The sequence below is a fragment of the Aeromonas sp. R9-2 genome, from assembly GCF_040908025.1.
Taxonomy (GTDB): Bacteria; Pseudomonadota; Gammaproteobacteria; order Enterobacterales; family Aeromonadaceae; genus Aeromonas; species Aeromonas veronii.
Map to the genome: position 1 here is coordinate 1 of NZ_JBFOCX010000002.1, position 12,469 is coordinate 12,469.

Genomic DNA, 12,469 nt, shown 5'->3' on the forward strand with positions numbered 1-12,469 from the left:
CCCCAGGGGTCGCCTCTTCTGTTTTATCTAGAGAAATCTCCTCCCACTATGATGGCGTGTCCGCGCCATATAAAGCCATGCCATCAGCCAAAACGGTGGCGCGCCGTCTCAAACAGCGACATATGAAGCGGGATCAGCTGTCGCCAGTCGCGGCGATAGCCGCCACCGGGCACCGCCGCGATGGGTAACCCATGCTTGATTGCACAGTCAAATACCATGGCATCGCGCAGGCGAACCCCTTCATCGCTCAGGGAGAGATAGCCAAGCTCGTCGGCATGATGCACATCGACGCCCGCCTGATAGAGGATGAGATCCGGCGAATAGAGCCGCAGCGCCAGCGATAGTGCCTGTTGCAGTGTGGTGAGGTAGGCATCGTCTGTCATGCCGCTTGGCAGTGGAAAGTCGAGGTGAGAGGCGGCTTTGTGATGGGGAAAGTTGTGCTCCCCATGGAGGGAGAGGGTGATGATGTCGCGCCGTCCGGCGCACAGGGCCGCACTGCCATCCCCCTGATGCACATCTAGATCGACGATCAGCACCTGTTCACAGTGCCCCTCGTCGAGGCAAGCCTGGGCGGCAATCACCAAATCGTTGAACAGACAAAAACCGCTGCCGTGATCCCGATGGGCGTGGTGGTAGCCACCGGAGATCTGCAAGCCGCATCCCTGCTCAAGCGCATAGCGGCTGGCGGCAACGGTGGCACCCACCGAGCGCAAGGTGCGCTCTATCAGCATGGGTGACCAGGGAAAACCGATCTTGCGGATGGCGCGATCTTCCAGCTGGCCGCTCAGGGCCGCCGCGACATAATCGGCATCGTGAATGCGACAGATTTGCTCCCGGGTAGCGGAGGGCGCTTCGCCAAGGGGGTAACCCTGCACCTGCAGGCGTTCAAACAGCCCTTGATACTTGGCCAGCGGGAAGCGATGGCGCTCGGGTAGCGTCAGGGAGGAGTAGAGGGGGTGATAGAAAATGCGCAACGACATGGTGCCATTCTCCCTGGCAAGGTGGTGCTTTCTATATATGAAATCAGCAGATGAATCCACATATGTACTCCCTATATAAAGGGGAAGTGGCAGCGCATAAATCAAGACGCGTCGTGAGTGAGACCGCAGGATATGGAAAAGGGGAGCTTGGCTCCCCTTTCAGTCAATCTCTCAGTCCGGCTTATTGCTGCTGGATAACCCAGATCTGGAAGGCTTTGCGGGTTTCCGCATCTGCCTTGTTGTACCAGTTTTGCAACTGGGTCAGCGCTTCCGGATTGCTTTGAGCCTTGCTGGGGGCAACCTGAACCGGTGCGCTGGCGGCAGCCATCACGGCAGCAGAAGAGACGGCCACTGCTTTAGGCTGGTTGAAGGCTTTACCCATGTTGATCAGCTCTTGCTGATAGTCACGGGTCAGCTGGAAGCCCTCTACTTTCGGCATCACGAACTGTTCGCTGCTCACTTGCTGACCACTGACCTTGTCTTTCAGCGCCACTTTTTGATCTTTGACAAACTGCTTGGCTTCGGCTTCGTTGCGGGGCTTTTTATAGTCCAGCACCAGCTGCTGATTGTCGGCGGCCGTGAAGTTCAGCACCAGCGGCTCGGCGGTCACCAGCTTGATTTCGTTACGGCTGGAGTAGTTGCCTTCAAAGGCGACGACCAACTGGTGTTTGCCGGCAGAGAGGGGGAAGGTGCTGGTTTTGTCGAGCAGCTTGGGGTTGATGGATTGACCATCGATCAGCTGGACGACATACGGGGTGGTCACTTCCAATTGGGCATCAGCAAGGGCGCTACCGGCCCACAACAGACCAGCCAGCGCCGGTACCAGAACAGTCAGTTTCATTTCATCTCCTTGAACAGTCAGGCGATTGCCCACTGAAAACAGGGGCTCATTTTTACAGGTTTGGCCTACTGCGGCAATGGCTCTTTCTGGTGGTCGATGTTCGCGCTGCTGTCAGTTTGTTTATCAATAGCGACCGACTTATTTATTCGATCCGCCGTGTAAACGGGGGGAGGGCGTCGAGCAACCCCTTGCCATAACGTTTGGTCAGCAGGCGGCGGTCGAGAATGGTGACTCGCCCCCGATCAGCCTCTTTGCGGATGAGGCGGCCACAGGCCTGGATAAGCTTGCGCGATGCCTCCGGTACCGTCAGTTGCAGGAAGGGGTTGCCGCCTCGCTGCTCCACCCATTCGGCGGTGGCCTCCTCGACCGGCGAGTTGGGCACCGCAAAGGGGAGTTTGGTGATGACCAGATTGGTGAGGTAGTGACCCGGCAGATCTAGCCCCTCCGAGAAGCTGCCGGTACCAAACAGGATGCTGGCCTGACCGCCATCGCACTTTTGTTTGTGCAGGGTGAGCAGGGCATTGCGGGAGGCTTCCCCCTGCACCAGCAGTGACAGTCCCTTGGCTCGCAAGCCAACAGCCACCTCATTCATCTGGCGGTAGGAGGAGAAGAGCACCAGACTCGCCTCCTTGCCCGCAAGAATACGTGGCAGCACGCTGATGAGTTCGTTGGTAAAGGCCGGCGAGTTGGGTTCGTGCTCCATCTTGGGCAGATAGAGCTCGGCTTTCTGATAATCAAAGGGGGAGCGCAGGCGCAGATAGCGGGTACCGTCGTGCTCCTTGAGCCCCACCTGATGGCGAAAATAACTAAAGGAAGAGAGGGCGGTGAGGGTCGCGGAGACCAGAACGGCTCCCAGACATTTCGACCAGAGCCACTCCTCCAGCAGATAGCCCACCTCTATCGGTGAAGCGTGCAGCCAGATATCGCCGTCATCGCTCTTGGCCATCCAGCGGGCGAGCGGGGTTTTACCGGTCGGGACATGGCGCCCCAGCATCTCCCACAGGGCGCAGAAACTCTCCAGCCGCTGCAGATGAAAACCGCTCTCTGCCAGCAGAGGTTCGGCCTCCTTGCGGCGGATCTCGCCATCTTTCAGCGCTTCACCTATGGCCCCTTGCATCCGATCCAGCGCCCGCAGTGCCTTCTTGCTCGACTCCTTGAGATTCTCTGCCAGCATGGGCAGGGGATCCGGCAATACCCCTTCGGCGAAGCGGTAGTGGGGTTCACTGCCAAACAGCCGATCGTTGGCGCTGAGCCACTGCTCGACCGCCTTCAGGTCAGGTTGGATGGAGGCCAGTGCATCCTGCAGTTTGAGTTGGGGGTCGAGCAGGCTCTCCTTATTAAGAGTCCGCGCCAGCTTGCCTGCACTTTGTACCAGCTTCTCCAGCCAGCGGCGGGAGCCTTTGACGCTGGCCGAGGCAGCGCCGTGATCCCGGGCGATGGTGGGCAGGTGATGGGCCTCATCCAGCACATAGATGCACTCATCGGGGGGCGGCAGAATGATGCCGCCGCCCATGGTGAGATCGGAGAGCAGTAGCGCATGGTTCACCACCAGCACATCGGCGCTCTCCATGTCGTTGCGGGCGCGATGAAAGGGGCAGTGCTGGTGATGGCTCAGCGCCTTGTTGCAGGTGTGACGGTCGGCGGCGATGCGATCCCAGCAAGTGTCGGGAATGGGCTTTGGCCAGTTGTCCCGATCCCCGTCCCATTTGCCATTGGTGTAGGCCTGCCACAGGGCCTGGTAGCGATCTTTGTCGCTGTCAGATGGCTTGGATTTGCTCAGACTGCCAAAGTCGAGCTCGAAGTTGGCCATCTCGGCGCCACTGGCTGCCTGCTCCAGCAGATGCTCGCAGCAGTAGCGCTGACGCCCCTTGACCAGCATAAAGCGAAACGGCAGCTCGCTGTGGCGGTGGTAAAAAGGGAGGTCTTTGTGGATCAGCTGCTCTTGCAGGGCCACTGTGGCGGTGGAGATCACCAGCTTCTTCTGGGTGAGTCGCGCCACCGGAATGGCGCCCTGCGCATAGGAGAGGGATTTGCCGATACCGGTGCCCGCTTCGGCAACCAGAATACGGCGTTGTTTGTCGTACTCGCCGGTCAGGGTTTTGGCTATCTCGGCCACCAGAAAGTTCTGCTCTTTGCGCGGCACAAAACCGGGTAATCCATCCGAAATCTGGCGATAGGTTTGACGAATGGTGGCTTTAAGGCGAGTAGAGAGCATGAAGAGAAGGCCAGTTAGGGGTTAATCGAAGGACAAGGATACCCGCAACCCCTTGGTGAGGTCGAGGCAACAGCCATTATCACGGCAGTTTTACGCTGATCAGACCACTTTGGTTGTTTATCAGGTAGTTAGCGTCATTTGCATGCAAAACAGACTATTCGAGTCCAAATAATCAGCAGGATTCATTGTAAACGTTTTCCTTTTGCCTTGCCGCCAGGTGAGACTTGGCTCACATTTTTGCCTCCATGACTATGGTTTGCGTAAAAAGTTCCAAGTTTTTTCATTGCGGTTCAAAAAATCCGGTGCTAGTCTCGGCGGCATAGTGATGCAAAGAACATCGCTAACACAGGGAATAACAACAACTTAGTGTTTAATTACAGTAGGCATTGGAAACTATGAAAAAGACAATTCTGGCTATTGCTATTCCGGCTCTGTTTGCATCCGCCGCTAACGCCGCAGTGATCTATGACAAAGACGGTACCACTTTCGACGTATACGGCCGTGTACAGGCTAACTACTACGGCGAGCACGATGACGTCGATGGTGAATTGCAAGGTCAAACCCGTCTGGGTTGGTCTGGCAAAGTTGCCCTGAACAACACTTGGTCTGCTTTTGCTAAAACCGAGTGGCAAGTTGCGGCAGAAAATTCTGGCTACAAAACCAGCGATATCGATCCGCGTCATATCTACGTTGGTTTCGATGGTTCCCAGTACGGTAAAGTGTTGTTTGGCCAGACCGATACTGCCTACTACACCGGCCTGATTGAAAAGACTGATATCTTCAACGAGTGGGGCTCTGAAGCTAACGCTTACGGTGGCCGTCAGGAAGGTCAGATTATTTACATGGGCAAATGGGGCGGCTTCTTTGCTAACGCCTCTTATCAGACCAATGATGACAAGGCTGAGCTGACTTTCGGTTCTGATAATAACGGTAATACCGTTAACCTGGCTTCCAAGCTGGACAAAGGTTATGCAGCCAGCATGGGTTATGATTTTGACTTCGGTCTGGGCTTGGCTGCTGGTTATGCCAAGAACGATTATAAGTCTAACACCACTACTGGTCTCAGCAGCGACAAAGAAGACTGGGCACTGGCGGCATCTTACTCCATTAACGGCTTCTACTTCGCTGGTCTGTACAACGAAAGCAAGATCACTCGTGGTAACGAAGACGTTAAGTACAACGGTTATGAACTGGCCGCAACCTATAACGTGGATGCTTGGACTTTCCTGACCGGTTACAACTTCTCTGAAATTGACAGCGTTACTAATTCTACTGTCAAACCTCAGGACATCGCTGATTACACCTACCTGGGTGTTCAGTATTCCTTTACTTCGAAGCTGAAAGCCTACACCGAGTACAAAATCGTTGGTCTGGACGACAAAGACGACGAGTGGACTGTTGCTCTGCAGTACAACTTCTAATAAGTTGCACATGAGTAATACCCTGGCTTGAGTCTTTGACCAAGCTACGAATGGCCGAGATGATATCTCGGCCATTTTCTTTTTGGCGGCATTGCTATTGCGTAACGCAGTCCTGGTGAATCGCCAGATTGTAGTTTCTAGTGATAGTTGGCAAATTGCTGGTCTCGGTTAATTTGTACAGATCTAGTTATCACCTGAAACCGGCCTCAAACCGGTGTCTTGTTTACGCTACTTTGGAGCGTACTTTCTTGAACATGCTGTAGGGGGTCTGACCCTCCATCATCCTGCCCTGATGTGGCCGCTGGGTGTTGTAGTGCTCCAGGTAGCTATCCAGGTCTGTCTGCATCTGCTCTACCGACTCATACCAGGTCGTCCTCCCCTTGATACGGAAGTGTTTATCCAGCAAGGTTCGATGCAGCCGCTCGATAAAGCCGTTGCTCTGCGGCCTGCGGACCTTGGTTGTCCGGTGCTCAATCCCCTCCAGTTGCAGGAATAGCTCGTAGGGATGGTGGTCAGGGCGCCCACGCCCACAGAACTCGCGCCCATTATCCGACAGGATGGTATAGACCCGTGCCTCGTGGGTTTCAAAGAATGGCAGCACCGTTTCGTTAAGCACATGGACCGAGGTGATGGGCAGCTTGCTGGTGTAGAGCCGCCCCCAGGCGTGGCGACTGTAGCAGTCCAGCATGGTTTGCAGATACACCTTGCCAACCCCCTTGAGCGCGCCAACGAAGTGGGTGTCGATCGACGCCACCTCCTGGTGTGGTGGACCTCAATCTGGCGTTCGCGAAACTCGGGGGTGAAGCGTTCGAGCAGGCGAATCTGCTCGTCATTGAGCTCAATGGTCTGATCCCGGTGAGTTTTCTCAAGGCGCAGCAAGCGGTCGTGTTTGGAGAGCAAGTCGTGCCGTTGCCACACGCCACGCACACCACCCGCACTAACATTGATGCCTTGCAGAGCCAGTTTTTGCGCGACTCGCAGCGGGCCATGAGCTGGTCTGGTGAGGGAGTAATCGAGGATGGCCTGTTCAATCTCGGGAGCGACCCGGTTGGGATGAGCCCCTTTACAGCCGGGCAATTTGTCGAGCAATCCCTCGGCGCCATAGGTCTGGTAATTACGGCGAATTTCGTAGAACTGCTGACGGCTGTAGCCGATGAGCTTGCAGGCTTTGCTGACGTTATTGAGCTCTTTAGCAAGCTCTAGCAGGCTGAGTTTGCGACGTGCTACTTTCTCGTTGGTGGTCATGCAGAGGCTGATAGTATTTTGCAGGTGCAAAAAGCCCCTTGGCGGGGCTTGGTGTCTGGCAAGGCCGGTGTCGGGATTATCAATCGAACAGGATGCGGCCGCTGGTGCCGGCATCGCTGTCTTTCCAGCTGGCGCCGCTTTTGCGCAGGGTGTAAGTGATGGTCTCCTGCTTGAATTTCAGGTAGTCGCTGCCGCTGTGATTTGGTTTGACCTGATTGCCATCGATATAGGTTTCCCCTGTGGTATCGACGTGAATTTCGGCCACGGTGCGGCCATCGTCAGTGACCGCCTTATAGTTGCCAGCCCACGGGCTCTCGTCGCCATACTGCACGGCTCCTTCCTGAGCGTGCTCTTGGGCATGGGTCTTGTGGCCGTGATGGGTTTTGGCCACGGCACAGCCGGAGATACCGACCGCCAGCAGGCAACCGAGGGCGACATTGAGCAGAGTCTGTTTGGATTTCATCTTCATTTACCTGTATCAAATAATTGCAATGGATAAGGGGTGGAGCCCCCACGGTCGGTGTGGGCCCCGCTGAGCCGTGGCTCGAAATCAGTCCTGATTGATGCCAGAAATATGGCCGCGGGCGTCGGTGAGGCAGTGCCAGAGCCGGTCATGGGGCCCTTTGATATCAATCATCATCCCCGCTTGGGAGTCGGCCACATAGTCGAGGGTCAGTTTGCTGCGGCTGACGCCCGCTTTTCTGGCGACGGCGTTCATGCAGGCGTTCTCGGCAACCTTGGTTTGCGCAGTGCTGCCGTTGTAGGCACTGCTGCTGGCGTTCTCATCATCGCCGTCGTCATCGTTCTCATCGTCATTGAGCTGGCAGGCGCCGCTGTCGCCATTTTTGACAAAATAGGTGATGCCCCAGTCGCCATTTTTCACCATGGAGAGGGTGGTGCGCCCCTTGCTCGCCTCGTAGAAATTTGAATTCACTTTTTTAAGTGGAACTTGCTGGTTATTGATATAAGCCGTGCCATCTTCGACGCGAAGATTAATATGTCCAGGACAGCTGGCGGATAAATCAGGCACCCCTGCATATGCGGTTCCGGTTATGACCAATACAGAGAGAGCAAGCAGCGTTTTTTCATCAGATAACCTCAGATCAACAAGGATCAGTAAGTGTGATGTCGTCAAAATAACGGTTGCTATGCCTGAACGTTATTTCTGTGCTCATTGCACACCTGTTATCAGTAGCCCGCAGTCAGTCGTTTCAGTGCGCCTCGTCCTGCCGGGATGACGCCAAATTTAGCAGTCGGGTGATGTAAGTAAAATAAAACAGGATTAATTGGATTCATAAAATATGAAAAACTATAAACCATTTAAAACAAGGGGTTAGATGTGGTTCAGGTCACTTTGAAAAAGATGGGGGGACCATCCTGGATGGTTCCTTATGGGTGTCGATAAAGTTGGCCATAGGGCTGCAATGCCGGGAGTAGAGTATTTCCTATGTTGCATGATGGCACAGGCTGGCGACATCACAGGACCAATCAGCCATTGCGCGCCGTAAATATACAGACAAAAAACTCCAATATTCTGTGTGCGAGGGGGGAAATTAGCCTACCAGCAGGTGGATATTTTTACCTGATATGGCTGGGTGGTGAGGCCTATGAAAGGGTCAGGATAAATAAACCCTCCATCAATAGAGGCATGATTATCTGGAACGTTAATGTACTTTCCCTGAGGATTGCCCACTTTTGTCAGGCAAAAATAACGACTCAGAAACTCATGGCCAACCCGATGGAATAACCGCTGGTGTTGTGGCTGAACATATAGCGGGCAACCAGCCGGGTACGGGTGACTATGATGTCGTACTTGCTGCTGTCCAGCTCCAGACCGGCGCCGATGGAGTTGAGGGAGTCAAAGCCAAGCAACCCCCGCTGTTCCCCCAGATATGCGGTATGGGCCCCCTCCAGTACATAGCGCACCGGTCTGTCGAGCAGTGTCCAGTCAAACAGCGGGGCCCGGCGGCGCAGATAGAGACCGAGGTTCTCCGCCTCGGCGTGACCACGGACGCTGGTCGAGGTACCGCCAAAGCTCTGCAGGTGTTGGTAGGAGTAGCGCACTTCGACATCGATATCCTGCGTCTTTGAAAAGAGCTCGTAGTCGAGCATTAGCGAGCCCCCCAGTCCGTACATATTGAGCTGTCCACCATCGAGAAAATCCAGCGAATAGCCCTTGGTGCGCTCCAGCAGCCAGTTGCCGATCCGCAGATCGCTGGCCATGGTACCGAGCGAGACGTTGGCGATGGGGCGCAGCACCCAGTGGCCACCGCGCGGGTCTTCATGGAGGGCGATATCCCAGCCGATCCCGCCAGAGGCGGTCAGGCTGTTCCATTTGGTCGGGAGGGTGCGGCTCTCTGTGCCGTTGCTCACCACAAACTGGGGATCGTAGCGGCTAAAGCCGATCGCCCCTTCCAGATAGATGGGCACGGCTTCACTCATGGTGGCGCCGCCACCGATCTGGGTCATGTTGAGGGCGGCAGATTGATTGGTGCCGCTGCCGATATCGAGGTTGCTGGCGGTGATGTCGGGCACCACGGTGAAGGTCATCAGCGAAAGCACCGCATTGGCGCGCTCCTGTGCCCACTCCTGATCCTGTGTTGCAGCTTTGACAGGGCTGCCGGATAGCGCCAGCAGCATTGGCAACAGCATCTGCAATAAAGAGGAGCAAGAGCGGTGCATGAGTTTGGTTCCCGATAAGCGGCTTCTGGTTGCCCTGGTTTTACTGTAGCGAGCTTCCTGCCGGTTGGCACGGAGCTAAGAGGGGGGAATAAGCGCCGCTTGCGGTCGGTTGCCGCTTGGGGGCAAGCCTTTGCCACACCAACGGCACGCCTTTGCAGTTTGTCGCTAAAGCTTGGCCTTTTGCCGCCGATATCTCTTGTGAGATCGTGTGGAGGACAAGCAATTGAACGCTTGGGTGTTGGGGTTGGTCAGCATATCCGTGAGTATGCAGTTACAGGCTGGGGTCACCGAATTTGGTGCCGGTCTGGATCAATCCGTCTGGCGTTTGACCTCCGATACCCAGATTGAGTGTCGCCTCGAGCATCCTATTCCCAACTGGGGAACGGGGGCTTTTGTCAGCCGCGCCGGGCGCAAGATCAACCTCGACTTCGAGCTCAAGGGCAAGCGGCCACAGGCCCAGACCCAGACGGTGAGCCTTGGCATCATGCCGCCGGTATGGCGCCCGGGAATAGCCGGACGAGAAGTGAGTCAACTGCGCTTCTATCAGCAGTTCGATGGGTTGGTAGAGGGGCAAACCGCCTGGACCATGCTCGACGAGCTGGAGGGGGGGCGGATGCCGACCTTCCAGTATCGGGACTGGTATCGCCAGAACCGTGCGGTGCGGGTGTCTCTCTCGTCGGTCAACTTTCGGGTCAAATATCAAGCTTTTATCGACTGTCTGAGCGGGCTGTTGCCCTACAGCTTCAACGATATCGCTTTTAGCGTGCTCACCTACGACAAGAACAGTGATCAGCTCTCCATTCCCTCCAAGCGGCGGCTGGCGATGATCAGCGAGTTTATCAAGGCGGACAAGAGCATCGACGTGGTGGTGATCGATGCTTACAGCGACAGCTATGGCGGCCGCTGGCCGAACCTGAAACTCTCCGAGAAGCGGGCCGATGCCATCAAGAAGGTGTTTGTCGATCTGGGGATTGATCCCGGCAAGATCTCGGTGGAGGGGCATGGCGAGAAGCAGCACGTCGCCTCCAACGAAACCGAGCAGGGTCGTGCCAAGAACCGGCGGGTGGTGATCAGCATGGGGCGCAATGGCGAGATCTAGCGCCGTCCCTGGTCAGAGAAGCATAAAAAAGAGCGCATCTGCGCTCTTTTTTGATCCTGCCATTCGGCAGCGGGAGTCAGGTAGCTTAGAAGCTGTCACCCAGGCCGGTACCGGCATCTTTCTTGGCAATCAGTTCAATCTTGTAACCGTCCGGATCTTCGACGAAGGCGATGACGGTGGTACCACCCTTGACCGGACCCGGTTCGCGGGTGATCTTGGCACCGGCGGCGCGCAGTGCATCGCAAGTGGCATAGATGTCGTCCGCTTCCAGCGCGATATGGCCGTAGGCAGAGCCCAGTTCGTACTCGCTCACCCCCCAGTTGTAGGTCAGCTCGATCACCGCTTCATCCTTCTCGTCACCGTAACCGACAAAGGCCAGGGTGTACTTGTACTCGCTGTTCTCGCTCTTGCGCAGCAGCTTCATGCCGAGGACGCGGGTGTAGAAGTCGATGGAGCGTTGCAGATCGCCGACACGCAGCATGGTATGCAGAATTCTCATTGCTCAGTTCTCCGGGTTGGTGATGTGTACTGCTTTCAATCTCGGTTGCGAGGCTATCAGTTCTCGGGATAGACCTTCTCTTTGTACTCGCACAAGTCCTCGATGATACAGGAACCACAACGAGGCTTGCGAGCCAGACAGGTGTAACGCCCGTGCAGGATGAGCCAGTGGTGAACATCCAGCTTGAACTCGGCGGGCACTACCTTGAGCAGCTTCTCCTCCACCTGATCCACGTTCTTGCCTACCGCAAAGCCGGTGCGGTTCGATACCCGGAAGATATGGGTATCGACGGCGATGGTGGGCCAGCCAAAGGCGGTGTTGAGGACCACGTTGGCGGTCTTGCGGCCGACGCCCGGCAGGGCTTCCAGCGCTTCGCGATTCTCCGGCACCTCGCCGCCGTGGCGCTCCAGCAGGATGGCGCAGGTCTTGATGACGTTCTCGGCCTTGGTGTTGAAGAGGCCAATGGTCTTGATGTACTCCTTGAGCCCGTCCACCCCGAGCTCCAGCATCGCTTGCGGGGTGTTGGCCACCGGATAGAGCTTGTTGGTCGCCTTGTTGACGCTGACATCGGTCGCCTGCGCCGAGAGCAGCACGGCAATCAACAGCTCGAATGGCGAGTTGAAGTTGAGCTCTGTGGTGGGGTGGGGGTTGTTTGCCCGCAGTCGCTCCAGGATCTCTCTGCGTTTCTGATTGTTCATGCCTTGCGTCCGATCATAGCTCGGTCGCCCGGACGCGGGCCGGGGCAACGTTGCAGTGGGCCACGGTAGCGGCCTGTTTGCGGTCCCGCCAGTCGTTGATGGCGTTCTTGGCGGCGATCAGCAGCCCCAGCCCGATAAAGCCGCCCGGCGGCAAAATCGCCAGCAGCAGGCTGGCATCGGCGTGGAACAGCTCGATGCGCAGGGATTTGGCCCACTCGCCCAGCAGCAGCTCGGCGCCATCAAACAGGGTGCCCATGCCGATGATCTCGCGCATGCCGCCCAGTACCAGCAGCACCAGGGTAAAGCCAAGGCCCATCATCAGGCCATCGAGGGCCGCCAGCAGCGGCGGGTTCTTGGAGGCATAGGCCTCGGCGCGGCCGATGATGACGCAGTTGGTGACGATGAGGGCGATAAAGATGCCGAGCGCCTGATAGAGGCCATAGGTGTAGGCGTTCATCAGCAGCTGTACGCTGGTCACCAGCGAGGCGATGATCATCACGTAGACCGGGATGCGAATATCCTTCGGCACCCAGTTGCGCACCAGCGAGACGGCGAGGTTGGAGCAGACCAGCACCGCCATGGTGGCAAGGCCCAGTCCCAGCGCATTGGTAAAGGTGGAGGAGACGGCGAGGGTCGGGCAGAGCCCCAGCACCTGCACCAGCGAGGGGTTGTTCTTCCACAGCCCCTGACTCATCAGCTCCTTGAGCTCGCCCTTGCGGCTTTCCAGCTCGGCAATCGGGGTTGTGCCCGTTTCAATCTGTTCCATCTGGTTCATGATGGCTCGACTCC

General features: G+C 56.5%; 11 protein-coding genes and 1 pseudogene. 2 read left to right on the top strand and 10 right to left on the bottom strand.

Translation table 11 applies throughout. The features are described 5' to 3' along the window. Positions 1 to 83 precede the first annotated feature (83 nt). The 3 genes from AB5Y71_RS00225 to dinG all read right to left on the bottom strand — a co-directional run bounded on the left by AB5Y71_RS00225 (position 84) and on the right by dinG (position 4,036). A complete protein-coding gene (locus AB5Y71_RS00225) occupies positions 84 to 980 on the bottom strand; it encodes a histone deacetylase (protein ID WP_368170705.1) in 897 nt (298 codons plus the stop codon). Between the two features lie 181 nt (positions 981 to 1,161). After that, on the bottom strand, positions 1,162 to 1,821 hold the full coding sequence (locus AB5Y71_RS00230; RefSeq protein WP_042655856.1) for a DUF2057 domain-containing protein: 660 nt from the start codon (positions 1,819 to 1,821) through the stop codon (positions 1,162 to 1,164). Positions 1,822 to 1,963: 142 nt separating this feature from the next. Continuing rightward, positions 1,964 to 4,036 carry an ATP-dependent DNA helicase DinG gene (gene dinG / locus AB5Y71_RS00235; RefSeq protein WP_368170706.1) on the bottom strand — a complete coding sequence of 691 codons (2,073 nt, stop codon included), beginning with the start codon at positions 4,034 to 4,036 and terminating at the stop codon, positions 1,964 to 1,966. A gap of 395 nt (positions 4,037 to 4,431) precedes the next feature. Here dinG and AB5Y71_RS00240 point away from each other — a divergent pair, with 395 nt between their 5' ends. Beyond that, positions 4,432 to 5,457 (top strand): porin, encoded by a 1,026-nt coding sequence (locus tag AB5Y71_RS00240; RefSeq protein ID WP_100654041.1) that lies wholly within the window; start codon positions 4,432 to 4,434, stop codon positions 5,455 to 5,457. Positions 5,458 to 5,680: 223 nt separating this feature from the next. Here AB5Y71_RS00240 and AB5Y71_RS00245 read toward each other — a convergent pair. The 4 genes and pseudogenes from AB5Y71_RS00245 to AB5Y71_RS00260 form a co-directional block, all read right to left on the bottom strand. After that, positions 5,681 to 6,702, bottom strand: a pseudogene (locus AB5Y71_RS00245) (IS481 family transposase). Between the two features lie 79 nt (positions 6,703 to 6,781). Further along, positions 6,782 to 7,165 (bottom strand): hypothetical protein, encoded by a 384-nt coding sequence (locus AB5Y71_RS00250; protein ID WP_368170707.1) that lies wholly within the window; start codon positions 7,163 to 7,165, stop codon positions 6,782 to 6,784. Between the two features lie 87 nt (positions 7,166 to 7,252). Beyond that, complete coding sequence (locus AB5Y71_RS00255; RefSeq protein WP_368170708.1) at positions 7,253 to 7,837, bottom strand: hypothetical protein; 585 nt, start codon at positions 7,835 to 7,837, stop codon at positions 7,253 to 7,255. A 581-nt stretch (positions 7,838 to 8,418) separates the two neighbouring features. Then, entirely contained in the window at positions 8,419 to 9,342 is a 924-nt protein-coding gene (locus tag AB5Y71_RS00260; protein ID WP_368170766.1) for an autotransporter domain-containing protein, read from the bottom strand. Positions 9,343 to 9,607: 265 nt separating this feature from the next. Between AB5Y71_RS00260 and AB5Y71_RS00265 the strand changes: the two genes are divergently transcribed. Beyond that, the gene (locus AB5Y71_RS00265) at positions 9,608 to 10,483 is read left to right on the top strand and encodes an OmpA family protein (protein ID WP_005337611.1); all 876 of its coding nucleotides are present in this window, start codon (positions 9,608 to 9,610) and stop codon (positions 10,481 to 10,483) included. 85 nt (positions 10,484 to 10,568) lie between these two features. Here AB5Y71_RS00265 and gloA read toward each other — a convergent pair whose 3' ends face one another. From gloA to AB5Y71_RS00280, 3 genes are read right to left on the bottom strand one after another with little or no spacing between them, the layout of a single operon-like run. Beyond that, the gene (gloA, locus tag AB5Y71_RS00270) at positions 10,569 to 10,982 is read right to left on the bottom strand and encodes a lactoylglutathione lyase (RefSeq protein WP_005347113.1); all 414 of its coding nucleotides are present in this window, start codon (positions 10,980 to 10,982) and stop codon (positions 10,569 to 10,571) included. Positions 10,983 to 11,038: 56 nt separating this feature from the next. After that, a complete protein-coding gene (gene nth / locus AB5Y71_RS00275; RefSeq protein ID WP_368170709.1) occupies positions 11,039 to 11,680 on the bottom strand; it encodes an endonuclease III in 642 nt (213 codons plus the stop codon). Between the two features lie 13 nt (positions 11,681 to 11,693). Then, a complete protein-coding gene (locus AB5Y71_RS00280; protein WP_068977593.1) occupies positions 11,694 to 12,446 on the bottom strand; it encodes an electron transport complex subunit E in 753 nt (250 codons plus the stop codon). Positions 12,447 to 12,469: the final 23 nt, after the last annotated feature.